22 protein-coding genes and 1 pseudogene are annotated in these 22,009 nt (G+C 73.0%); 13 read left to right on the top strand and 10 right to left on the bottom strand.

What is annotated here, in order from left to right; all coding sequences use genetic code 11:
- From GSF22_RS12815 to GSF22_RS12795, 5 genes are all read left to right on the top strand, one after another.
- The coding region (locus GSF22_RS12815; RefSeq protein WP_208813771.1) for a PD-(D/E)XK nuclease family protein at positions 1-483 on the top strand (483 nt) is incomplete at its 5' end.
- Between the two features lie 236 nt (positions 484-719).
- A complete protein-coding gene (cspE, locus tag GSF22_RS12810) occupies positions 720-923 on the top strand; it encodes a transcription antiterminator/RNA stability regulator CspE (RefSeq protein WP_007464836.1) in 204 nt (67 codons plus the stop codon).
- A gap of 295 nt (positions 924-1,218) precedes the next feature.
- Positions 1,219-2,520: a DEAD/DEAH box helicase gene (locus tag GSF22_RS12805; protein WP_208813770.1), complete on the top strand. Its 1,302-nt coding sequence runs from the start codon at positions 1,219-1,221 to the stop codon at positions 2,518-2,520.
- Positions 2,521-2,659: 139 nt separating this feature from the next.
- Positions 2,660-2,914: a hypothetical protein gene (locus GSF22_RS12800; protein ID WP_208813769.1), complete on the top strand. Its 255-nt coding sequence runs from the start codon at positions 2,660-2,662 to the stop codon at positions 2,912-2,914.
- Positions 2,915-2,986: 72 nt separating this feature from the next.
- Positions 2,987-3,877: a hypothetical protein gene (locus GSF22_RS12795; protein ID WP_208813768.1), complete on the top strand. Its 891-nt coding sequence runs from the start codon at positions 2,987-2,989 to the stop codon at positions 3,875-3,877.
- A gap of 101 nt (positions 3,878-3,978) precedes the next feature.
- On the opposite strand, the gene GSF22_RS12790 is transcribed toward GSF22_RS12795, so the two are convergent.
- From GSF22_RS12790 to GSF22_RS12775, 4 genes are read right to left on the bottom strand one after another with little or no spacing between them, the layout of a single operon-like run.
- Entirely contained in the window at positions 3,979-4,422 is a 444-nt protein-coding gene (locus GSF22_RS12790) for an Rrf2 family transcriptional regulator (RefSeq protein ID WP_208813767.1), read from the bottom strand.
- Positions 4,423-4,434: 12 nt separating this feature from the next.
- Positions 4,435-5,313: an ABC transporter permease gene (locus tag GSF22_RS12785; protein WP_208813766.1), complete on the bottom strand. Its 879-nt coding sequence runs from the start codon at positions 5,311-5,313 to the stop codon at positions 4,435-4,437.
- Positions 5,303-6,085, bottom strand: coding sequence for an ABC transporter ATP-binding protein (locus GSF22_RS12780; RefSeq protein ID WP_208813765.1), 783 nt, complete (start codon positions 6,083-6,085; stop codon positions 5,303-5,305). Before GSF22_RS12780 ends, GSF22_RS12785 begins: the two co-directional genes overlap by 11 nt.
- Complete coding sequence (locus GSF22_RS12775; RefSeq protein ID WP_208813764.1) at positions 6,082-7,149, bottom strand: ABC transporter substrate-binding protein; 1,068 nt, start codon at positions 7,147-7,149, stop codon at positions 6,082-6,084. The genes GSF22_RS12780 and GSF22_RS12775 overlap by 4 nt, the downstream gene beginning before the upstream one ends.
- Positions 7,150-7,308: 159 nt before the next feature.
- Between GSF22_RS12775 and GSF22_RS12770 the strand changes: the two genes are divergently transcribed.
- The 4 genes from GSF22_RS12770 to nudC are packed head-to-tail and all read left to right on the top strand — an operon-like array spanning position 7,309 to position 12,022.
- Positions 7,309-8,397 (top strand): LLM class flavin-dependent oxidoreductase, encoded by a 1,089-nt coding sequence (locus tag GSF22_RS12770; RefSeq protein ID WP_208813763.1) that lies wholly within the window; start codon positions 7,309-7,311, stop codon positions 8,395-8,397.
- Positions 8,398-8,433: 36 nt separating this feature from the next.
- On the top strand, positions 8,434-9,744 hold the full coding sequence (locus GSF22_RS12765; protein WP_208813762.1) for a M16 family metallopeptidase: 1,311 nt from the start codon (positions 8,434-8,436) through the stop codon (positions 9,742-9,744).
- Positions 9,741-11,084 carry a M16 family metallopeptidase gene (locus GSF22_RS12760; protein ID WP_208813761.1) on the top strand — a complete coding sequence of 448 codons (1,344 nt, stop codon included), beginning with the start codon at positions 9,741-9,743 and terminating at the stop codon, positions 11,082-11,084. The genes GSF22_RS12765 and GSF22_RS12760 overlap by 4 nt, the downstream gene beginning before the upstream one ends.
- Positions 11,081-12,022 carry an NAD(+) diphosphatase gene (gene nudC / locus GSF22_RS12755; RefSeq protein WP_208813760.1) on the top strand — a complete coding sequence of 314 codons (942 nt, stop codon included), beginning with the start codon at positions 11,081-11,083 and terminating at the stop codon, positions 12,020-12,022. Before GSF22_RS12760 ends, nudC begins: the two co-directional genes overlap by 4 nt.
- Before the next feature lie 167 nt (positions 12,023-12,189).
- On the opposite strand, the gene GSF22_RS12750 is transcribed toward nudC, so the two are convergent.
- From GSF22_RS12750 to GSF22_RS12740, 3 genes are all read right to left on the bottom strand, one after another.
- Positions 12,190-12,435, bottom strand: a complete 246-nt coding sequence (locus tag GSF22_RS12750) for a hypothetical protein (RefSeq protein WP_208813759.1) — start codon at positions 12,433-12,435, stop codon at positions 12,190-12,192.
- 367 nt (positions 12,436-12,802) lie between these two features.
- Positions 12,803-13,048, bottom strand: coding sequence for a DUF397 domain-containing protein (locus GSF22_RS12745; RefSeq protein WP_208813758.1), 246 nt, complete (start codon positions 13,046-13,048; stop codon positions 12,803-12,805).
- Positions 13,049-13,124: 76 nt separating this feature from the next.
- Positions 13,125-14,111, bottom strand: coding sequence for a helix-turn-helix domain-containing protein (locus GSF22_RS12740; protein ID WP_208813757.1), 987 nt, complete (start codon positions 14,109-14,111; stop codon positions 13,125-13,127).
- A 227-nt stretch (positions 14,112-14,338) separates the two neighbouring features.
- Here GSF22_RS12740 and GSF22_RS12735 point away from each other — a divergent pair.
- Positions 14,339-15,541: pseudogene (locus tag GSF22_RS12735) on the top strand (MFS transporter); the annotation flags it as partial.
- 265 nt (positions 15,542-15,806) lie between these two features.
- Here the strand turns inward: GSF22_RS12735 and GSF22_RS12730 are convergent.
- Positions 15,807-16,052: a mycoredoxin gene (locus GSF22_RS12730; RefSeq protein WP_208813755.1), complete on the bottom strand. Its 246-nt coding sequence runs from the start codon at positions 16,050-16,052 to the stop codon at positions 15,807-15,809.
- Positions 16,053-16,165: 113 nt separating this feature from the next.
- On the opposite strand from GSF22_RS12730, the gene GSF22_RS12725 reads away from it, so the two are divergent.
- The 3 genes from GSF22_RS12725 to GSF22_RS12715 all read left to right on the top strand — a co-directional run bounded on the left by GSF22_RS12725 (position 16,166) and on the right by GSF22_RS12715 (position 19,222).
- Positions 16,166-18,325: an ATP-dependent DNA helicase UvrD2 gene (locus GSF22_RS12725; protein ID WP_208813754.1), complete on the top strand. Its 2,160-nt coding sequence runs from the start codon at positions 16,166-16,168 to the stop codon at positions 18,323-18,325.
- Positions 18,326-18,449: 124 nt separating this feature from the next.
- Complete coding sequence (locus GSF22_RS12720; protein WP_208813753.1) at positions 18,450-18,725, top strand: hypothetical protein; 276 nt, start codon at positions 18,450-18,452, stop codon at positions 18,723-18,725.
- Between the two features lie 131 nt (positions 18,726-18,856).
- The gene (locus GSF22_RS12715; protein WP_208813752.1) at positions 18,857-19,222 is read left to right on the top strand and encodes a WhiB family transcriptional regulator; all 366 of its coding nucleotides are present in this window, start codon (positions 18,857-18,859) and stop codon (positions 19,220-19,222) included.
- 351 nt (positions 19,223-19,573) lie between these two features.
- Here the strand turns inward: GSF22_RS12715 and GSF22_RS12710 are convergent, their stop codons facing one another.
- Together GSF22_RS12710 and GSF22_RS12705 are read right to left on the bottom strand one after the other, a co-directional pair.
- On the bottom strand, positions 19,574-20,932 hold the full coding sequence (locus GSF22_RS12710) for an ABC1 kinase family protein (RefSeq protein WP_208813751.1): 1,359 nt from the start codon (positions 20,930-20,932) through the stop codon (positions 19,574-19,576).
- A 4-nt stretch (positions 20,933-20,936) separates the two neighbouring features.
- A partial coding sequence (locus GSF22_RS12705; protein WP_208813750.1) for a TOMM precursor leader peptide-binding protein occupies positions 20,937-22,009 on the bottom strand: 1,073 nt, incomplete at its 5' end.

The raw sequence follows: 22,009 nt of genomic DNA, 5'->3' as shown, positions 1-22,009 counted from the left end.
GCCTTCCACACCTGGCTGGAGGAGCGGTTCGGGGCGCCGCGCCTGCTGGACGTCGACGAGCTGCCGGGGGCGGCGGACGACGACGCCGCGCCGGACGGTGAGCTGGTCGAGTTGCAGGAGCGCTTCCTGGCCAGCGAGTGGGCCGACCGGGTGCCGGTCGAGGTGGAGGTGCCGTTCGCCACAGTGCTGGCCGGGGTGGTGGTCCGGGGCCGGATGGATGCGGTCTTCACCGCCCCCGGCGGCCGGTACGACGTGGTCGACTGGAAGACCGGCCGGCCGCCGGACGGGCCGGCCGCCGAGGCGGCTGCCGTGCAGCTGGCCGCGTACCGGCTGGCCTGGGCGGAGCTGGCCGGGGTGCCGGTGGACCGGGTCCGGGCGGCCTTCCACTACGTCCGGTCCGGGGTGACGGTCCGGCCGGCGGACCTGCTCGACGCCGAGGGGCTGGCCGCGTTGATCACCGGGATACCCGAGCGCCTCCGCTGAGGGCGTGCTATGTTTGCCGGGTTGCAGTTTTGGTTCCCAGAGACTTCCGCAGTTCAGTCTCAAAGACGTGGCGTGCGCCTGGCGGGATTGTGGCCCCAGGCGCCGTTTGTTATGTCCGGAGTTCTCCGGATGGGGCGACCAGAATCGACAGTCGATCCGCGCCTGCCGGCGTGGACGATCCTCTTCGGCCCCACAACAGGTGTGGGGGCGATCGTTCCGTCAAGGAGACGAAACACATGGCAATTGGCACCGTCAAGTGGTTCAACGCTGACAAGGGCTTCGGCTTCATCACCCCGGACGGCGGCGGCGCCGACGTCTTCGCCCACTTCTCGGCGATCCAGTCCTCCGGCTACCGGAGCCTGGACGAGAACCAGCGGGTCGAGTTCGAGGTGACCCAGGGCCAGAAGGGCCCGCAGGCGGAGAACATCCGCCCGCTCTGAGCTTCCGCCCGACCACCGTCGCCGTCCACGGTCCGGTGACGCCACCCTGCCGGTTCGGCTGGGTGATGCGTCCCGGAGCCGGGGGCACCCCGCTTCGGTGATCTGTTCCACCACCGTGCCGACCGGCACGGTGACGCGATCCGGCCCGCGTTCCGCACGGGACGCGGGCCGGATCCGCGTACCACCCAGGTTCGTGCTTGTGACCACCGGGCTGTGCCCGGTGACAGCGCCCCGACCGGTCGACCGGTCCCGGTGCCTTCCTCGACACGTGCCGCCTTTCGAGGAAGGTCCCGACATGACCCGCACCATCGTTTCCTTCGCTGATGCCCCGCTCGCTCCCGCCCTGCACCGGGAGCTGACCGCGCAGGGCATCACCGATCCGTTCCCGATCCAGGCGGCTACCCTGCCGGACTCGCTCGCCGGCCGGGACGTGCTCGGCCGGGGCCGTACCGGCTCGGGCAAGACCCTGGCCTTCGGGCTGCCGCTGCTGTCCCGTACCGCCGGCCGGCGGGCCCGGCCCGGTCGCCCGCTCGCCCTGGTCCTGGTACCGACCCGGGAACTGGCCCAGCAGGTGACCACCGCGCTGGCGCCGTACGCCACGGCGGTCGGCCTGCGCTGCGCCACCGTGGTCGGCGGGCTGTCGTTGCAGCGCCAGGCCGACGCGCTGCGCGCCGGTGCCGAGGTGGTCGTGGCCACCCCGGGGCGGCTGCACGACCTGATCAACCGGGGTGACTGCCGGCTGGACCAGGTCGCCGTAACGGTCCTCGACGAGGCCGACCAGATGGCCGACATGGGCTTCCTGCCGCAGGTGACGAAGCTGCTGGAGCAGGTCGCGCCGAACGGGCAGCGGATGCTCTTCTCCGCGACCCTGGACTCCGGGGTGGACCGGCTGGTCCGGCGGTTCCTCACCGACCCGGTGTCGCACTCGGTGGACCCGGGTACCGCGACGGTCAGTGCGATGACCCACCACCTGCTGCACGTCGACCCGCTGGACAAGACCGCGGCGGTGACCCAGATCGCCGCCCGGGACGGCCGCACGATCCTCTTCATGGGTACGAAGCACCGGGCCGACCGGTTGGCCCGCCAACTGCTGGCCAACGGGGTACGCGCCGCCGCCCTGCACGGCGGCAAGTCCCAGCCGCAGCGGACCCGGATCCTGGAGCAGTTCCGTACCGGCCAGGTGACCGCGTTGGTCGCGACCGACGTGGCGGCGCGGGGTATCCACGTGGACGGTCTCGACCTGGTGGTCAACGTGGACCCGCCGACCGAGGCGAAGGACTACCTGCACCGGGGTGGCCGGACCGCCCGGGCGGGTGAGACCGGCACCGTGGTGACCCTGGTCCTGCCGGAGCAGCGCCGGGACATGACCCGGATGATGAGCGTCGCCGGGATCCGCCCGAAGTCGGTCACCGTACGCCCCGGCGACGAGGCGCTGACCCAGGTCACCGGCGCGCGGGTGCCGTCCGGGGTGCCGGTGACCATCGTGGCCCCCACGCCGCCCGCCCCGGCGGGGCGGAGCACGGCGGGACGCCCGGCGCACCGTGGCTCGGGTCGGCCGCGCCGCTCCCGTCGGCCCGCCGCGTCCCGGCCGGCCTGACCGTCGGCCCGGGGCCTACCTAGGTACCCGTGCGGATGGCCGATTGGGTCCGATCGCTGACTGTGTCGGCGCTGCGGATGGGCGATCCTGGGCGCGGAGGCGTACGGGTCGCGGTGACCCGTACCGGGAGGGGTAGGCGATGGCGGTCCGCGCCGGTACGGCGGCGGTACGCGCAGCAGCCGTACGCGAGATTCTGTTCGTTCTGCTGATGGGGGTCGGCGGTCTGCTGCTGGCCCTGCTGGCGGCGTTCGCGCCCTGGTATCCGGCCCCGACGGGCCGGCGGCCGGCGGCGGTGGTCGACCTGAACAGTCCGGCCGAGCCGGCGCCCGGCAACGGTCTCACCGCCGCCGACATGGTGGGTGGGCCGTCCCGGGCACCGGGGACGGCGAGCTGACCGGGCCGGTGGTGGCATGGCCACCGCCGGCCCGTCGCCAGTTTCTTTCCCGCGTGGTGTTCACTTTCTGTCATGGGTCTCAATCCGTCGCCGCCCGGTCCGCAGTGGCGGTCCGGGCCGGTCACCCGGAAGTACTCCGCACCGACCGGGTCTCCGGTGCCGCCGCCCGGTCCGGCGCTGCCACCGCCGTCCGGGGCGAACCGGCGGCTGTGGTGGTTCGCCGGTGCGGCGGGCGCGGTCCTGGTGATCGGCCTGGTCGTGGTGCTCGGGGTGACCCTCTCCGGTAACCCGCAGCCGTTCCGGGACCGCCCGGCGGCCCCGACGGACGTCCGGCCCCCGCTGGCCCGGCTCTGCCCGTCGGCGGTCGCGACCGGACCGTCCGGCACCACCCCGGACGCGCCGCCCGGGCCCGGAGCCCCGCCGTCCGGGTCGGTGGAGACCGGCCAGCGTACGGTCGACGAGACGGCCGGCATCTCCTACCGGCGGTACGGGGCGCCCTGGCTGCCCTGGACCGACGTGTGGAACGCGGGCACCCTGGAGGTGCCGTACCGGGTCGGGCAGCACTTCGTCACCGAGGAGGAGTACGACGGGGGCAGCGACTACCACGCCTCGATCCTCTCGGCGGCGGTGCCGGCGGCGGAGAACGACGCGTTGACCTTCGACCTGGCCTGTGTGGGTCGGCAGGTGGCCGCCGACGTCCGGGCCGAGTACTACCCGCAGCCGACCCGGATGGAACTGCTGGCCGACGGGCGGACCACGATCGGTGGCCGGCCGGCCTGGGTGACCAAGTTCCGGCTGCACTTCAAGCGGGCGGGGTTGCGGGCCACCAACGAGTTGGCCGCCGTGGCCTGCATCGACGTCGGCCGGTCGACCGCTGCGGTCTTCTACGTGTCGATCCCGGGTACCCACCGGCACCTGGACTGGGTGGTCGACGACGCGTTGGCCTCGGTCCGGCCGATCTGAGACGGACCCGACACGCCCTGGTCAACCGGGCGGTCCGGCCGCGCTGAACCCGGTGCCGGACCGCCCGGTGGAGCCGGGCGGTCCGGAACGGGACGCGCCGGTCAGCGGCCGGGCTCGGCGCTGGCCGGTACCGGACCGCCGACCTGGCCGGTCAGCAGGTCGGCCAGACTGGCGGCGTCGACCACGTCCTCGATGGCGTGGTGCACCGCCAGCCACACCGCCCGTAGTCCGACGGCGTTGCCGTGGTAGGTGGCCCGGCCGGCGGGCTGGCCCCGGACGGTGGTCAGGTCGCCGTTGACCGCGCGCAGGATGTCGCCGACGGTGATCTCGGCCGCCGGCCGGGCCAGGGCGTACCCGCCGTCGGTGCCCCGGTGGCTGACCAGCAGGCCGCCCCGGCGCAGGTCGAGCAGGATGCCCTGGAGGAAACTGAGCGGGATGTCCTGGGTGGCGGCGAGCGTGGCGGCCTTCACCAGTTGCCCGTCGGGTCCGGTGGCGACGGCGAGCATGGCCCGGAGTGCGTACTCGCTGCGTGCGGAGACGTGCATGGCCGGTCCTCCCTAGTTGCCGGCCTGGTCGAGTACGCCCCACCGGCGCCGGATGGCCTTGTCCGCCGCCCCGAAGGCCGAGTCCACCAGCAGACCGATCACCAGGATCACGATCATGATGGCGATCAGCCGGGGTGCCTCGGACAGCTCCCGGGCATAGGTGAGCTGGGCGCCGATCGAGGTCTTGGTGGCGATCACCACCAGCAGCTCACCGGCCATCAGGCTGCGCCAGGCGAACGCCCAGCCCTGTTTGAGCCCGGCCACGATGGCCGGCAGGGCGGCCGGCGCGATGACGTACCGGTACAGGTTCAGCCCCCGGGCGCCGATGTTGCGGCCGGCCCGGATCAGGATCGGTGGTACGTAGTCCACGCCGTGGATCACTCCGTTGGCGATGGACGGCGCGGCACCGAGTACCACCACGAAGAAGATCGCCTGCTCACTGAGCTGGAAGAGCAGGATCGCCAGCGGGAACCAGGCGATCGACGGCATGGTCTGCAACGCGGTGATCATGGAGCCGAGCGCGGCCCGCAGCACCCGGATCCGGGCCACCGCCAGACCGGTCAGCAACCCGACGACCAGTGCGGCGGCGAAGCCGACCGCAGCCCGGCGGGCGGTGGTGGCCAGCCCGTCCCAGAGCGCCGAGGTGAGCAGGTAGCTGCCGAGGTCGGACAGGACGGTGACCGGTCCGGGCAGCGCCCAGGGTTCCTTCCAGCCGGTCCAGACGACGATCTGCCAGATGCCGAGCGCCAGGGCCAGGGCGGCGATCTTCGGCCAGGTGGCCGACCAGAGCCGGCCCAGCCGGGACGGGGCCTTCTCCTGGGTGGCCAGGTCGAGGGCGTCCAGCCCGGACAGGGTGCCGGAGCCGGTCCGGGCGAGGGTGTCACTGGCCATGCCGGCCCACCTCCGTACGCAGCCGGTCGGTGACCTCGGCGGCGATCGCGGCGACCTCGGCGGAGTCGATGCGGCGCGGCCGGGGGATGTCGACCCGGGTGGAGTAGATGATCCGCCCGGGGCGGCTGGAGAGCAGGATGATCCGGTCGGCCAACCGGGCCGCCTCCCGGACGTTGTGGGTCACGAAGAGCACGCTGAGCTGCCGCTCGGACCAGATCCGTTCCAGTTCGTCGTGCAGGATGTCCCGGGTCATCGCGTCGAGTGCGCCGAACGGTTCGTCCATCAGCAGCACCGGCGTGTCCAGCGCCAGGGTGCGGGCCAGGGCGACCCGCTGGCGCATGCCACCGGAGAGTTCGTGCGGCCGTCGGCCACCGAACTCGCCGAGGTGGACGGTGCGCAGGAGTTCGGCGACCCGCTCCTTCCGTTCGGCCCGGGGCAGGCCGCGCAGCCGCAGCGGCAGCTCCACGTTGGCCGCCACGGTCAGCCACGGGAACAGGGCCGGTTCCTGGAACATCAGACCGGCCGACTGCTCGGAGCCGGCCACCCGGACCTGCCCGCCACTGGGTCGGTCGAGCCCGGCGACCAGGTTGAGCAGCGTGCTCTTGCCGCACCCGGAGGCGCCGACGAGGCAGACGAACTCGCCGGGCGCGACGTCGAGGGAGACCCCGTCGAGGGCGAGGACGGCCTGCGCGCCCCGCCCGTACACCTTGGTCACGCCGTCGAGCGCGACCGCGGGGGTCACGCTCGACGGCGTCGTCGTGGTCGACGTCATGGCTGCGGGACCTCGGGCTTGCCCTGGGCCTTGAGTACGTCGTTGAGGAAGCTCAGGTCGTACAGGCCGTCGAGGTCGACCGGTTGGGTGAGCTGTACGGCGACCGCGTGGTCCAGCCCGGCCTTGAGCGAGGAGGCGATCGGGTCGTTCAGGAACTCCAGGGTCGGCCAGGCCTGCTTGATCAGCTTCAGGTCCAGCGGCTTGCCGGTGATCTTGCCGATGTGCTGGGAGATGGCCTGCTGCGCCTCGTCCGGCCTGGTGTTGACGAAGTCGTTCGCCGCGACCTGTCCCTCGACCAGTTTCTTCACCACGTCGGGGTGGGCCTTGAGGAACTTGGTGCTGACGATCAGGTTGGTGATGACGAACTTCCTGTCCGGCCAGAGGTCCCGCTCGTCGACCAGGACCTTGCCGCCCGCGTTCACCAGCCGGGAGACGAACGGCTCGGGTACCCAGGCGCCGTCGATCGCGCCGCTGCCGAAGGTCTCGACGGTCTGGGCGTTCTCCTGCGGGACGATCTTGACGTCGCCGCCGCCCTCCTTGGTGGTGGTGAGGCCCTTCTCCTTGAGCCAGTAGCGGATCGCCACGTCCTGGGTGTTGCCGAGCTGCGGGGTGGCGATCTTCTTGCCGCGCAGGTCCTCGACCGAGTCGATGCCGGGCTTGACCACCAGCGCGACGCCGCCGGAGGCGGCGCCGGAGACGACCCGGACGGCTTCGCCCTTGGACTTGGAGAACGCGTTCACCGTCGGGTTCGGGCCGATGTAGGTGGCGTCCAGGGCGCCGGAGAAGATCGCCTCGATCGCGGCCGGGCCGGCGTTGAAGGTCTTGGTCTCCAGCTTCACGTCGCTGCCGAGCTTCTCGGCGAAGATGCCCTTCTCGACGCCCACCACGGCGGGGGCGTGGGTGATGTTGGGGAAGTAGCCGAGCCGGAGGGTCACCGGGCCGGAGTCGCCACCTGCGGTCGCACTGCTCTCCCCGTCGCCGCAGCCGGCGGTGGCCAGGGCGGCGACGGCCGTGACGGTGAGGGCGGCCAGGGTGGTCAGCCGACGGGAGGGGAGCCGTCTCATCGTTGTCCAATCCATATAATTCCTACTTGCTTGATAGGGACAGTGGATTATCCGACCCTCTCCCGTCAAGGCCCATCCACATCCCGGGAAGGGGCTGTTCCGGCGTGCCGGGATTTTCCTACTATTCCGATAGGTAATTCGGGAGGGGGTGCCGAGCAGATGACGTTCCACTGGTTCCTGCCGACCTCGGGGGACGGCGACCAGGTCGGCGCCGCGACGGTCACCGCCGGAGCCGCCCGGCACGAACGGGCGGCCACCGTGGAGTACCTGGCCCGGGTCGGGCGCGCCGCCGAGGAGAGCGGCTTCACCGGCGCGCTCACCCCGGTCGGCTCGGGCTGCCCGGACCCGTGGATCACCTGCACGGCCGTCGCCCGGCACACCACCCGGCTGCGGTTCCTGGTCGCGGTCCGGGCCGGCTTCGCACTGCCCACCCTGATCGCCCAGCAGGCCGAGGCGTTCCAGTGGGCCACCGGCGGCCGGCTGGCCCTGAACATCGTCACCGGCGGCGACCCGGCCGAGCAGCGGGCGTACGGCGACTTCCTCGACCACGACGCGCGCTACGCCCGGACCGGGGAGTTCGTCGAGGTGCTCCGGCGGTCCTGGCAGGGCGTCCCGTTCGACCACACCGGCGAGCACTACCGGATCGAGCGGGGCGGGCTCGCCCGGCCACTGACCGAGACCCCACCGGTCTACTTCGGCGGGGCGTCCCCGGCCGCCGAGGCGGTCGCCGCCCGGCTGGCGGACACCTACCTGATGTGGGGCGAGCCACCGGCCGCGATCGCCGGGCGGACCGGGCGGATCCGCCGGCTCGCCGCCGGGCACGACCGGGAACTACGGACCGGGCTGCGGCTGCACGTCATCGCCCGGCCGACCGCCGGGGAGGCGTGGGCCGAGGCGGACCGGCTGCTGGCCGGGATGGACCCGGATCGGATCGCCGCCGCCCAGGCCCGGTTCGCCCGGATGGACTCGGTGGGCCAGGCCCGGATGACCGCGCTCAACGCCGGCACCACCCACGGGCTCACCGTCGCGCCGAACCTCTGGGCCGGGATCGGCCTGGTCCGCGAGGGCGCCGGCACCGCGCTGGTCGGCAGCTACGCCGAGGTCGCGGCCCGGATCGACGAGTACGTCGCGCTCGGCATCGACGAGTTCGTGCTCTCCGGCTGGCCACACCTGGAGGAGGCGTACCGGGTCGGTACGGAGGTGCTGCCCCGCACCGCTCCGGCCCGGGGCGTACCCGCCGGGAGGTGACCGCATCCGCAGGCGCCGACACGCTAGGGTCGAGCCGTGGCGGCGCGGAGATCGAGAATTCCAGCGACGAAGTACCCGGTCGAGCGGTTCACCCTCGACAACGGCCTGCGGGTGGTGCTCACCCCGGACCGTAGTGCCCCGGTGATCGGGGTGGCCGTCGTCTACGACGTCGGCATCCGGTCCGAGCCGGAGGGGCGGACGGGCTTCGCCCACCTCTTCGAGCACCTGATGTTCCAGGGGTCGGAGAGCCTGGAGAAGCTGGCCCACTTCCGGCACGTCCAGGGTGCCGGGGGGACCTTCAACGGCTCCACCCACCTGGACTACACCGACTACTTCGAGACCCTGCCGAGCAACGCCCTGGAACGGGCGCTGTTCCTGGAGGCCGACCGGATGCGCGGCCCCCGGCTGACCGAGGAGAACCTGCGCAACCAGGTCGACGTGGTCAAGGAGGAGATCCGGGTCAACGTGCTGAACCGGCCGTACGGCGGGTTCCCGTGGCTGAAGCTGCCACCGGTCATGTTCGACACGTTCGCCAACGCGCACGACGGTTACGGCTCCTTCGTCGACCTGGAGAGCGCCACGATCGACGAGGCGGCCGACTTCTTCCGGCGCTACTACGCCTGCGGCAACGCCGTCCTCGCGGTCAGCGGGGACATCGACGTCGCCGAGGCGACCGAGCTGATCGGCCGGCACTTCGGTGACGTCGAGGCCCGCCCGGCGCCGGTCCGGCCCAGTTTCGCCGAACCCGACCTGACCGCCGAGCGCCGCGAGTCGTACGTCGACCCGCTGGTGCCGCTGCCCGCGGTCGCCAGCGCCTGGCGGGTACCGGACCCGATCACCGACTTCGCCGGCTACCTGCCGTACGTGGTGCTCGCCGAGGTGCTCACCGACGGCGACGCGTCCCGACTCGTCGAGCGGCTGGCGCACCGGGACCGGACGGTCACCAGCATCGGCGGGTACCTCGGCTTCATGGGCGACCCGTTCGACGTGCGTGACCCCACCGCGCTGCTGCTCCAGGCCCACCTGCCGCCCGGTGGCGACGTCGACGGGGTGCTGCGCGCCGTCGACGAGGAACTGGACCGGCTGGCCACCGACGGGCCGACCGACGGCGAACTGGCCCGGACCCAGGCCCGGATGGCCACCCACCTGCTCCGGGACACCGACGCGGTGCTCGGCCGGGCGCTCAACATGGCCGTGCTGGAGCAGCAGCGCGGTGAGCCGGGCCTGCTCAACGAGCTGCCCCGACTGGTCGGTGAGGTGACCGAGGAGCAGATCCGCAGCGCCGCTGCCACCCTGCGGCCGGAGCGCCGCGCGTCCGTCCAGGTGATGCCCGGAGGTGCCCGATGACGGCGACGACCAGCCCCGCACCGCGTACCCTGCCACCGCTCGGACCCACCCGGCGGCTCAAGCTGCCGCCGCAGGCCGAACGGAAGCTGGCCAACGGGCTGACCGTCATCGCGGTCCGCCGCCCGGCCGTACCGCTGGTGGAGGTCCGGCTCTGGGTGCCGTTCGGCGGTGCCCACCTGGCCCGGGGTGCGGTGCTGTCGCAGACCCTGCTCTCCGGCACCGCCGACCGGTCCACCATCGAGATCGCCGCCGAGTTGCAGAAGGTCGGCGGTGGGCTCTCCGCCGGGCTCGACCCGGACCGGCTGATGGTCTCCGGTGCCGGCCTGGTCACCGGACTGGACCGGATCCTGGAACTGCTCGCCGAGGTGCTGACCGGGGCGGCGTACCCGGCCGACGAGGTGGCCACCGAGCGGGACCGGCTGATCGACCACATCCAGGTCGCGCAGAGCCAACCGGCCCACCTGGCCCGGGCGGCGCTGCTGAAGCGGATGTACGGCAAACACCCGTACGCGGTGCAGACCCCCGAGCCGGAGCAGGTCCGGGCGGTGCGCCCGGCCGCCCTGCGCCGGCTGCACGCCGAGCGGGTCCACCCGGCCGGTGCGGTACTGGTACTGGTCGGCGACATCCGGCCGGAGAAGGCGCTGGACGCGGCCGAGCAGGCGTTGGGCGGCTGGGACGGGGCCGGCCGGGCGGTGACGCTGCCGCCGGAGCCGCCGCTGGAACCGGGACCGCTGCTGCTGGTCGACCGGCCCGGGTCGGTGCAGTCCTCGCTGCGGATCGCGCTGCCGGCGGTACCGAGGACCCACCCCGACCACGCCGCCCTGCAACTGGCCAACCTGGTCTTCGGGGGCTACTTCTCGTCCCGCTGGGTGGAGAACATCCGGGAGGACAAGGGCTACACCTACGGCCCGCACTCGATGATCGAGCACTCGGTTGCCGGGTCGAAACTGGTGGTCGCGGCCGAGGTGGCCACCGAGGTGACCGGTCCGGCGCTGCTGGAGACGTACTACGAACTCGGCCGGCTGGCGTCGCTGCCGCCGGAGGAGGAGGAGTTGGAACAGGCCCGGCAGTACGCCCTGGGCACCCTCCAGCTCGGCATGTCCACCCAGGCCGGGCTGGCGGCACTGACCACCGCGTACGCCGGCAACGGGCTGCGGCTGGACTTCCTCGCCGAGCACGCCGCGCGGTTGGCGAAGGCGAGCCGCGACGAGGTGGCGGCTGCGGCGGCCCGGTATCTCGCACCGGCCCGGGGGGTCACCGTGGTGCTGGGTGACGCGGAGCGGATCGCCGACCCGCTCGGGGTGCTGACCGAGGTCCGGTCGGAGCCGGTGTCGGCGTGACCGACGCCGCCCCGCCACTCGCCCGGTCCACCCTGGACCGGGCGGCGCACCACCGGACCGACCCGGCCTGGCTGGCCGGGGCCTGGTCCAGGGGACGGGCGCTGGTGGTGGACGTGGCGGCCGGCGGCCGGGCCCTGGTCCGGGACGCTGACACCCCGGCGCTGGTCCTGCTGCCGACGGCGGAGGCACCGTCGGTACCGGAGGCGGCCCGGCTGTTCCTCGGCGTCGAGCCGGACGACGTGCCGGTCTTCGCCGTGGTGGCGGAGCTGCCGGAGGTCACCGGTGCCCGGGCGGCGGGACTGCGGGAGGTCGGCCATCTGCTGACCGACCGGGACGCCGGGCTGCTCACCACGGCGGTCGCGTTGGCGAACTGGCATGCCGGGCACGGCTACTCCCCGGTGACCGGCCGACCGACCAGGATCGACGAGGGTGGCTGGTCCCGGGTGGACGACACCGGGCACCGGATCTGGCCCCGGACCGATCCGGCGATGATCGTGCTGGTGCACGACGGGGTCGGTGGTCCGGCGGGCCGGTGCCTGTTGGGCAGCAACGCGGCCTGGCCGGGTCAGCCGGGCCGACGGCGGTTCTCCTGTCTGGCCGGTTACGTCGAGCCGGGCGAGTCGGCCGAGGCGGCCGTGGTCCGGGAGGTCGCCGAGGAGGTGGGCGTACCCGTCGACCGGGTCGAGTACGTCGCCAGCCAGTCCTGGCCGTTTCCCGGCTCGCTGATGCTGGGCTTCCGGGCGGTCGCCGATCCGGCCTGGCCGGTACGCCTCGACCCGACCGAGATATCGCACGCGCTCTGGTTCTCCCGGCGGGAGATCGGCCGGGCCCTGGCCGGTGAACCGGTCCCGGTGGACGACACGACGGCGCTGGCCCTGCCCCCACCGCTGTCGATCGCGTTCCACCTGATCCGGCACTGGCTGGAGTGCGACGACTGAAGCCGCGACCGGGCCGGTTGCGGGTCGCCGGGCCGTGACCGGCCCGGACGGTCTTGGTCCGTGACCGTCGTTGCCGCGGCGGTCACGGACCAAGAACCCTGTCCGTCGTGGCCGGCTGAGGCGTGGTGCACGGCGGGGGAGCCGGGCCGGTCCACGACGGGCGTCTGTCAGCGACCCGGTGGGTCGTCGATCGGTAGTACCTTGACCCGTTGCCGGCCGGAGCGGACGGCGCCGACTGCGGCGAGGGCACGGGCCAGGGTGAGTGCGGCCTCCCGGTCCTCCGCGTGCAGGGTCTGCCGGCGCGGCTCGGGGGCGGTCTGTTCGTCGCGGAGCCGTCCCCCGCGTGCGAACACGGCGGCGAGGTCGGCATCGGCGGCGGCGCGGATGTCGGTTCGGACGATCAGGAACCGCATGGGTGTCTCCGGTGACCGTGGCGGTGACTGGCACGGTGACGTGTCTGCCCTGGTAGTGGGCTTCCGTGGAAGTTCCACGTCAGCTATCTCGTCATGTTACGCAGTGAGAATGTCTCGGCAAGTGGAACGGCTGACCGGATTCCCGACTCCACCGATCAGCTGACCGGATCCTGCCCACCCGGCGTACCCGGAGCGTCAACGGGGCCACCCGCCGGTGGGGCGTACCCGGAGCGTCAACGGGGCCACCCGCCGGTGGGGCGTACCCGGAGCGTCAACGGGACCGCTCGCCGGTGGGGCGTACCCGGAGCGTCAACGGGACCGCCGGCCCGCCCGGGTGGGCGGACCGGCGGTCCCGGTCGGGTACGGCTCAGGCCAGGTCGAACTGCCCGTTCTTGGTGCCGGTGACGAAGTCGCGCCATCCGGCGCGGTCGAAGAGCAGGACCGGACCGCTCCGGTCCTTGCTGTCCCGCAGGGCCACCGCTGCGGTGTCGCCGCTCAGCCGGGCGACCTCCACGCAGTTCGACGTCTGGCTACGGGTGCTGGTACGCCACGGGGCATCCGCCAACTGCTCGGCAAGGAGGGCGTACGGCAGGGTGCTTCGGGTTTCGTTCATGGATGTGCTCCTGGTCGGATAACTCCAGTGGGATGAGTGCTCCGCGCCGGCCGACCGGAACGTGACCCCCCGTAGGTCAGTGCTCCGTCAGGTGTCCACTGTGCCGGCTGCGTTGGGTCGGCGCCGTTGCCAACCCGTGCGCCAGCAGGGACGGTGCCGGCCCGTCACCCGCTCGACCCGCTGCCCGGGACAGCCAGTCCAGCGAGTCCGCAGCGGAGAGTGCCGCCGCGCAGAGCCACTCGAAGACCAGCTTATACCTGTTTAGGTGGTCTCGCTCGTAAACCATGAAGTTGAGAAATTCGCCCTCTATTGCGAGAGTTTCCGGATCGAGTGGATCCGCGAAGCGGTAGAGCGAGAACGCGGTCGGTGGCAGGTACCAGTCCGCGACCGGGACGTCCCGGGGCAGGATCCGCAGCGTCACGTTGGGCAGCGCGGCCAGGTCGCAGAGCTGGACGAGCTGCTCACGCAGCATCTCGGCGGGCCCGACCCGCCGGCCCAGGGCGGCCTCGTCGAGGACCGCGGTGTACTGCGGTGCGTCGCCGGCCCGGTCCAGCAGGGACTGCCGGGCCAGCCGGGCGGCCACCTCGGTGTCCACGTCCTCGGACTCCACCGCCCGGTCCGGATCCCCGCCCGGGTCGAGGGGTCGGGTCGACATGATCCGCACCCGGGCGTACGCCGGGGTCTGCAACAACCCGGGTACCAGCGCCGGGCTGTACTCGCGGATCTCCGCGCAGCCCGCCTCCAACTCGGCGTAACTGCGCTGGCGCTGGGTCATCACCGGGTACGACCGCAGCCAGCCGCGCATGTCGCCGGCCTCCCGGGTGATCGCGGCCAGCTCCTCTCGGAGCTGTTCGTCCACCTGGTAGAGGCTGAGCAGATCCAGTACGTCGCGCAGGTCCGGCCGGCTGCGGCCGTTCTCCAGTCGGGACAGTTTGGACGCGGAGGCCCAGCCGACCCGGTCGATGACCTGGTCGCCGGTGAGACCGGCGGCTTCCCGCAGGCGGCGCAGCTCGGTGCCCAGTCGACGCCGGCGCAGGATCGGGCTCGGTACGGCAGGCGGCACAGGAGTCCCCTTCTCGGTGACGACGCCCCGGTCCTCGACACGGGGCGGTGACTCTATGGAATTCGCCCCCCACGGTCAGTATGGACGTCATGTCCGCCGGCCGTTGTCCCCGTCCGGGCGTGTCTCGCCACGAAAAATCGCCGCCCACACCGCCCCGGGCTGCGGAAACACGCCGACGCGCGGCACCGGTCCGGCCCGACCCGTCGATCGGAAGGGACCCCTCGCCCATGCGCACGATCCTGCGCCACCCCGGTTTCCGACTACTCTTCAGCGGCCTCCTCGCCAGCATGGTCGCCGAATCGATCCTGCTGCTGGCCCTCGCGATCTGGGTCAAGGATCTGACCGGGTCGGACGGGATGGCCGGGGCGACGATCTTCGCCACGGTCGCGCCGATGGCCGCCGCGCCGCTGGTCGGCTGGGTGGTGGACCGGTTCCCGCGCCGGTCGTTCTTCGTCACCGCCAACCTGGTGACCGCCGTGCTGCTCACCCCGCTGCTCGCGGTCCGGGACGCCGGGGACGTCTGGATCATCTACGCGGTCGGCGCGCTCTACGGGCTGTCGTACATCGCCCTCACCGCCAGCCTCAACGGGCTGGTCCGGGAGATCGTCCCCGGCGACCTGCTGGCCGAGGCGAACGGGGTGCTCCAGACCGTCAAGCAGGGGCTGCGGTTGGGCGGTCCACTGGCCGGGGCCGGCCTCTACGCCGGTGTGGGCGGCTGGGCCCTGGTCGCGCTCGGCGCCACCGGCTTCGTCACCGCGGCCGTCGTGGTCCGGGCGGTCCGGGTACGCGAGGTCACGCCCGTCCGGGAAGAGGTGAGCTGGCTGACCGAACTGGGTGCCGGGCTGCGCCACCTGCTCGGCGTGCCCCCGCTGCGCCGGGCGGTGACCGGTACCGGGCTGGCCGTCCTGGTGATGGGACTGAGCGAGGCGCTGATCTTCGCGTACGTCGACCAGGGGCTCGGTCGGGAACCGGCCTTCGTCGGCGTCCTGGTCACCGTGCAGGGCATCGGTGGCCTGCTCGGTGGGCTGATCTCCGCCAAGGTGGTCCGGCGGGTCGGGGAACTCGGCGCCCTCGCCGCCGGCAACGCCGCCTTCGCCCCCGCCATGCTGGCCCTGGTGTACCCGGAACTCTGGCTGGGTTTCCTCGCGTTGATCCTCGCCGGGGTCGCGCTGCCACTGACCTTCGTCGGCCTCAACACGCTCATCCAACGGCGTACCCCGGCGCCGCTGCTCGGCCGGGTCACCACGGCGTCGGAGGCACTGGTCAGCGGCCCGCAGTCGCTGTCGATCGGGTTCGGGGCGCTGCTCGTCGGCCTGGTCGACTACCGCCTGCTGTTCCTGCTGATGGCGCTGGCGGTGTTCGGCGCGGCCACCTACCTCTGGACCGGCCGCCGGCTCTCGGCACCCGAGCCGGCACCGACCCTCCCCGGTGACGGGCCGACCCTCCCCGGGCCGGTGACTCCTGGCGCGACCGTCTCCGGGCTGGCGGCTCCTGGTGCGGTGGGGTCCGCGTCGGCGGTACCGGCGCCGGCCGTCCCCGGGCCGCGTCGGCCGGCCGCCTCCGAGATGGGCGTACCCGCCGGGGGTCGGACCGGGTGAGGTGCCGCTGAGCCGCCCGGGTGCCAGGAGCCGTCCGGGTGTTAGGAAGGGCCCCTTCCTCTACCGAAAGCGATAAGAAGGGGCCCTTCCTTGCACCTCAGGCGCCGGCGATCGCCGCGAGCTGCTGCTTGACCTGGTTGATCGTCGGGTTGGTCAGGGCCGAGCCGTCGTCGAACCGCAGGGTCGGTACGGTCTGGTTGCCGCCGTTGACGCTCATCACGAACTCGGCGGCGGCCGGGTCCTGCTCGATGTCGATGACCTGGTACCCGATGCCCTCCCGGTCGAGTTGCGACTTCAACCGGTGGCAGTAGCCGCACCAGGGGGTGGAATACATCGTCAACATGCTCAGGTCCTCCACGAGGTCGATCCGGCCGGTCGGCCCGGCGGCCCGCGTGCTCCGCCGACCAGCCAGGCTAACCGCTGTAACGCTCGGGACGGCTGACATGATTCCTAGCTGTGGCGGTTGACGCAGGGGCGCGGCAGGTACTCGGTGGGCTGGACCCGGAGCAACTGGCGGCGGTGACCGCACCGGCCGGGCCGGTCTGCGTGCTCGCCGGGGCGGGCACCGGCAAGACCAGGGCGATCACCTCGCGGATCGCCCACCGGGTGCTCACCGGGGAGATCTCCGCCCGGCACGTGCTGGCGGTGACCTTCACCGCCCGGGCCGCCGCCGAGATGCGGGCCCGGCTCACCGCGCTCGGGGTGGGCGGGGTGCAGGCCCGGACGTTCCACGCCGCCGCCCTGCGCCAGGTCCGCTACTTCGCCCCCCGTCTGCTCGGCGGCCGGGAGATGCCGGAACTGCTGGACAGCAAGGTCCGGCTGGTCACCCTGGCGGCGGCCCGGGTCGGGGTACGCACCGACCGGGCGGCGGCCCGGGACCTGGCCAGTGAGATCGAGTGGGCCAAGTCGTCCCTGGTCGAGCCGGGGGAGTACGTCGTGGCGGCGGCCAAGTCGCAGCGGGAGACCTCTCAGGACGCGGCGAAGGTCGCCGAGGTCTTCGCCGGCTACGAGCAGATCAAACGCGCCAACGGCGTGATCGACTTCGAGGACATGCTGCGGGCCGCGGTCTGGGGGATCGAGGAGCACCCCGACGTGGCCGAGCAGGTACGCGGCCAGTACCGGCACTTCGTGGTCGACGAGTACCAGGACGTGAACCCGTTGCAGCAGCGGCTGCTGGAGGCGTGGCTGGGCGGCCGGGACGACCTGACCGTGGTCGGTGACGCCAGCCAGACCATCTACTCGTTCACCGGGGCCACCTCGTCGTACCTGGTCGACTTCCCCCGCCGGCACCCGGACGCGGTGGTGGTCCGGCTGGTCCGCGACTACCGCTCCACGCCGCAGGTGGTCGGCCTGGCGAACGCGGTGATCCGGCAGGCCCGGGGGGCCGAGGCCCGGCTGCGGTTGGAACTGGTCGGGCAGCGCCCCGCCGGCCCCGAGCCGGACCTGCGGATCTTCACCGACGAGCCGGCCGAGGCGGCGGCCGTCGCGGCGCGCTGCCGGCAACTCGTCGCGGCGGGTACCCCGGCCCGGGAGATCGCCGTGCTGTTCCGGACCAACGCGCAGTCCGAGGCGTACGAGAAGGCGCTCACCGAGGCCGAGGTGCCGTACGTCGTGCAGGGCGCCGAGCGGTTCTTCGAACGTGCCGAGATCCGGCAGGCGATGGTGGCGCTGCGCGCCGCCACCCGGTCCATCCCGGGGGAGACGCCGCTGGTCGAGGCGGTGGTCGAGGCGCTGGCCGCGGTCGGCTGGGCGCCGGACGCCGCGCCACCCGGTGGTGCCGCCCGGGAGCGCTGGGAGGCGCTCGCCGCCCTGGTCCAGCTCGCCGAGGAGTTCGCGGCCAGCCCGGCCGTGCTGCCCATCGGGGAGGCGGCGACGGTCGAGCGCCCGGTCACGCTGGCCGACTTCAACGAGGAGTTGCAGCGGCGGGCCAGCCAGCAGCACGCGCCGACGGTCGACGGGGTCACCTGTGCCTCCCTGCACTCGGCCAAGGGGCTGGAGTGGGACGCGGTGTTCCTGGTCGGTCTGGCCGACGGCACCCTGCCCACCACCTACGCGAAGACCGCCGAGCAGCAGGAGGAGGAGCGCCGGCTGCTCTACGTGGGGATCACCCGGGCCCGGGAGTGGCTCTGGCTGTCGTACGCCTCGGCCCGCTCGCCGGGTGGTCGTCCCCGCCGGCCGAGCCGGTTCCTGCCGCAGCTGGACGGTTCGGGCGGCGGTGAGCGGGCCGGTGCCCCGGCGGCCCGCAAGGGGGAGCGGCGGCGTAACCAGATCGTCTCCTGCCGGATCTGCGGCGCCACCCTGCTCGCCGGTGCGGACCGCAAGCTGGGGCGCTGCCCCACCTGCCCCTCCGACATCGACGAGGAGCTGTACGAGCGGCTGCGCCTGTGGCGGGTCCGGGTGGCCGGCGAGCAGAAGGTGCCGGCGTACGTGGTCTTCACCGACGCGACGTTGACCGCGCTGGCCGAGCGCAAGCCGAGCCGCTCCGAGGAACTGCTGGCCATCGCCGGGATCGGTCCCCGCAAGCTCGGCCTGTACGGCGAGGCGGTACTGGCCCTGGTGGCGGGCGCGGACGTCGACACGCTCGCGCCGGAAAAAACTTCGGAAATCGAGTCGTAAATTCGTTTGCCCTCGCCCCGGGGTGAGGAATAGCCTCAGGACACACCTCGCGAGCGGCGCCATTCGGGCTGCTCACGGGGGGTCGACCGGGTTCATCACGAGAGTCAGTCAGGAGGTGGCACCAATGGAGATTCTCGCCTACGCGCGACCGTCGGTGCTGCCGGCTGCCCTCGTCTCCCCGCGTGCCCTGGGCGCGCAGTGGGCCCTGGGTCGGGCCGTCTGCGCACCGCAGGCTCACCAGCTTCCGCAGGCGCACCAGCTCCGGGATCGGTTCGAACTGATCCTGGCTGCCGTGCCGACCGGAGTTGAGGGCACCAGTGGCTTCACCGGCAACGGTGTCGATGGCGCCACGAAGCGCATGGCCGTCCGCGGCGTTCCACCTCGAGGTAGACCGGTCTGAGTCTTCAGACCAACCGGCTCACCTCGAGGCCGCGGAACCCGCTACCGGGATCCGCGGCCTCAGTTTTTTGCACCGCCGAAGTGTCGGAACACCGATCGAAGAGATCGAAGTGAGAGAGAGGTGACCGGGAGATGAGTCTGGCGTTGGCCCCGCTCGACCTGAACGTCGAGCTGGAGGCGAACCTCCCCTGCCGGAAGTTCGACCCCGACCTGTGGTTCTCGGACTCGCCTGCCGAGCTGGAGCTGGCCAAGTCGCTCTGCGGGGACTGCCCGCTGCGCGTCGAGTGCCTGGCCGGTGCGGTGGAGCGGGCCGAGCCGTGGGGTGTCTGGGGCGGCGAGATCTTCGAGCGTGGCGCGGTCGTCCCGCGCAAGCGGCCCCGGGGCCGTCCGCGTAAGGCCGACGTCGCCCGCGACGCCGTGCTGCGGGTGGAGGCCGAGGCCCGGCTGGCGGCCACCGGTGTCGTCACGTCACGCAACACGGTCCGGCTGGTGGCCTGACATGTTCCCGATCCGTGGTTCCGCCGGTCCGCGACCGGCCCTGAGAAAAGCCCGCACCACCGAGTACCCGACCCGAAACGGAATCACCGAGATGCATCTAATCCACGAAGCGTTGTCGAGGGCGCGAATGCGCCGGCCTCAGGCCGGCACCAGCACCACGCGCACTGAGGCACCCCGATCCGCCCGTACCGTTGCCGTCGACGCCCGTCGTCAGGCGGCCCGCGACCTGGGCTCCGTGTAACCACCACCCCCCCCGTCACACCAGGGCATGTCCTGTGATCTCCGGATCGCGGGGCATGCCCTGGTGTGCGTTCAGGCGGGACGGCGGACGGTCGGGGCCGGCTGGCGCTGTCAGGCGGGTACGGCGAACCCGGGCAGCCAGCGTTCCATGATCTCCCGGTACGGCGCCTCGGCCTCCAACTGGCAGAGCACCCCGATCGACCCGAGGGTCACCCGGTGGATGAGCAGGTACGACGGGGGAAGGTTGAGCTGCCGGCCGAGCTGGTACGCCGCGGAGCGGGGGTTGCCCAGCCGGGTCGCCTCGGCCCGGAGCCAGGCCCGGCTGAACCGGAACCGGTCCACCGCCACCGGCTCCAGCATCGGGAGGACGTAGTCGAGCACCGCCCGCGCGTCGATCGTCTCGGTCGACTTCACGAAACCCTCGGCGTGCAGGCCGGCCACGACGGCGTCGGCGTCCCCGGCCAGGGCGAGCCGGATGAGCCGCCCGATCGGTTCCGGGGTGCCCTCCGGCAGCCGCGCGACCGCACCGAAGTCGATCACGCCGAGTCGCCCGTCGGGCAGCAGCCGGAAGTTGCCCGGGTGCGGGTCGGCGTGCAGCAGCCCGGCCCGCTCGGGTGCGGACAGGTGCAGGACCGCCATCAACCGGCCGGCGGTGTCCCGGTCCTCGGTGCTGCCCTCCCGGATGATCGCCGAGAGCGGGGTCCCCTCGACCCAGTCGGTCACCAGGACCCGGGGTGCGGCGGCGACCACCGCCGGGATGAAGATCTCCGGGTCGTCGGCGTACGCGGCGGCGAAGGCCCGCTGCGACTCGGCCTCCAACTCGTAGTCCAGCTCCTCGGTGATCCGCTCCCGCAGCTCGACCAGGAGCGGCTTGATGTCCAGCCCCGGCTGGATGGCCCGGAACATCCCGCCGAGCCGGGAGAGCTGCTTGAGGTCGGCGAGAAGGGCGTCACCGGCACCCGGGTACTGGATCTTGACGGCGACCGGTCGGGCGACCGCTTTGGCCCGGCGGCCCCGTCCGGTGGCCGGTACCGGTCCGCGCCAGCGGGCCCGGTGGACCTGCCCGATGCTCGCCGCCGCCGCCGGGGTGTCGTCGAACTCCTCGAACAGGTCCCGCCAGTCCGGACCGAGCTGCTCGGCGAGGACCCGGTGCACGCTGGCCGCCGGCAGCGGCGGGGCGGCCTCCTGGAGCTTGGTGAGGGCCTGTCGGTACGGCGCGGCCACCTCCTCGGGCAGGGCCGCCTCGAACACCGACAGGGCCTGGCCGAACTTCATCGCTCCGCCCTTGAGCTGCCCGAGGACGCTGAAGAGCTGCTCGGCGGTGCGTTGCTGGATCTCGGCGGAGATGACCTCGGACGCGAGCCCGGTGACCCGCTTGCCCATGCCGAGGACGGTCCGCCCGGCGAAGCCGAGCGGCAGTGCGGCGAGCTTGGCGGTGCGGGACACGGCCCGGCGCGGGATGTCGGTCACCCGATCATTGTGACCGACTCTCGGGCTGCGGTGCTGCCAACGAGAGGGTGGCCGGGGCCACCTCCCGTCCCACCGGTCGCCGGGCGCCACAGTCGCACCCCGGGTGCGGGGGCCAGACCCGCCGACGCAGCCGACCCGGCGAACTGATCTCCACCGCCCCGCCGACGGTCTCCGGGGTACCGCCGTCCAGCACGGTGAGCACCTCGCTGGTGGCGTAGGCGACTGCGGCGAGCAGGGTCGCCGTGGCGCAGGGCTCCCCGGCGGTCTCCCCGGCGAGCTGCGCGGCCAGGGCCGGCCAGGCCGGGTCGCGGTCCCGGCGGTGCAGGTCGAGGCAGTTCAGGCAGGGACCGGCGGGTGGGCGGACCAGCGGCCCGATCACCGGTACCCCGTCGCGGAGCCCGACCAGCAGGTGCGGCTGCCGGCGGCGGGCGTACCCGGCGGCGAGCAGCGCGGCGGGCCGGTCGCTCCCACCCTGTACGACCAGGGTGGCGTGGCGCAGGCTGACCGGGGCGGTCCGGGTCTCCGGCACGGTCCGGTGGACCGCCTCGGCGACGGCGACCGACCGGGGTCGTCCCTCGTCGCCGCTGACCAGCCAGCCGGCGGCGATGTCCACGGCGTCCACCCGCCCGTCGAGTGCCGGATCGACGTGACCGACCCCGGCCTGTGCCAGCGTGACCGCCAGCGGGCCACCGAGGCGGCCGTACCCGGTGACCACGACCCGGGCGGCACGTCGGCGGCGGAGCAGCTGGGCGGGGGTACCGGGGTGTTCCGGGGCCCGGAGCGCGATCGCCGCCGCCTCACCGGCGAGCCGGGTCCGGGCCGGGCCGGTCAGCTCGCGGGGCAGCAGGGTGTGCGCGGCGACCACCAGACCGGCGGTACGCAGCGCATCGAGCAGGCTGCGGGCATCCGGGCGACCCACCCGGATGCGGGCGGCGTGGTCGAGGATGGCCCGCTCGCTGTGCCCGCCGTCGAGCAGGTCGAGTAGCCGGGCGGCGGCCGGGTTCGCGATCTCCAGGAGCACCGCCCGGGCCGGATCGAGGCCGAGTTGCAGGGTGTGCCGGTCGCGCCACAGGCGGG

Source organism: Micromonospora echinofusca (assembly GCF_017614955.1).
In the GTDB taxonomy this organism is placed as follows: Bacteria; Actinomycetota; Actinomycetes; order Mycobacteriales; family Micromonosporaceae; genus Micromonospora; species Micromonospora echinofusca_A.
This window is presented reverse-complemented; position numbering and strand designations above follow the sequence as displayed.

What these genes read in the sequence shown, in the direction of transcription:
- cspE (WP_007464836.1), top strand. Translation starts at nt 720, where the DNA reads ATGGCAATTGGCACCGTCAAGTGGTTCAACGCTGACAAGGGCTTCGGC.
- GSF22_RS12805 (WP_208813770.1), top strand. Translation starts at nt 1,219, where the DNA reads ATGACCCGCACCATCGTTTCCTTCGCTGATGCCCCGCTCGCTCCCGCC.
- GSF22_RS12800 (WP_208813769.1), top strand. Translation starts at nt 2,660, where the DNA reads ATGGCGGTCCGCGCCGGTACGGCGGCGGTACGCGCAGCAGCCGTACGC.
- GSF22_RS12795 (WP_208813768.1), top strand. Translation starts at nt 2,987, where the DNA reads ATGGGTCTCAATCCGTCGCCGCCCGGTCCGCAGTGGCGGTCCGGGCCG.
- GSF22_RS12790 (WP_208813767.1), bottom strand. Translation starts at nt 4,422, where the DNA reads ATGCACGTCTCCGCACGCAGCGAGTACGCACTCCGGGCCATGCTCGCC.
- GSF22_RS12785 (WP_208813766.1), bottom strand. Translation starts at nt 5,313, where the DNA reads ATGGCCAGTGACACCCTCGCCCGGACCGGCTCCGGCACCCTGTCCGGG.
- GSF22_RS12780 (WP_208813765.1), bottom strand. Translation starts at nt 6,085, where the DNA reads ATGACGTCGACCACGACGACGCCGTCGAGCGTGACCCCCGCGGTCGCG.
- GSF22_RS12775 (WP_208813764.1), bottom strand. Translation starts at nt 7,149, where the DNA reads ATGAGACGGCTCCCCTCCCGTCGGCTGACCACCCTGGCCGCCCTCACC.
- GSF22_RS12770 (WP_208813763.1), top strand. Translation starts at nt 7,309, where the DNA reads ATGACGTTCCACTGGTTCCTGCCGACCTCGGGGGACGGCGACCAGGTC.
- GSF22_RS12760 (WP_208813761.1), top strand. Translation starts at nt 9,741, where the DNA reads ATGACGGCGACGACCAGCCCCGCACCGCGTACCCTGCCACCGCTCGGA.
- GSF22_RS12750 (WP_208813759.1), bottom strand. Translation starts at nt 12,435, where the DNA reads ATGCGGTTCCTGATCGTCCGAACCGACATCCGCGCCGCCGCCGATGCC.
- GSF22_RS12745 (WP_208813758.1), bottom strand. Translation starts at nt 13,048, where the DNA reads ATGAACGAAACCCGAAGCACCCTGCCGTACGCCCTCCTTGCCGAGCAG.
- GSF22_RS12730 (WP_208813755.1), bottom strand. Translation starts at nt 16,052, where the DNA reads ATGTTGACGATGTATTCCACCCCCTGGTGCGGCTACTGCCACCGGTTG.
- GSF22_RS12720 (WP_208813753.1), top strand. Translation starts at nt 18,450, where the DNA reads ATGGAGATTCTCGCCTACGCGCGACCGTCGGTGCTGCCGGCTGCCCTC.
- GSF22_RS12715 (WP_208813752.1), top strand. Translation starts at nt 18,857, where the DNA reads ATGAGTCTGGCGTTGGCCCCGCTCGACCTGAACGTCGAGCTGGAGGCG.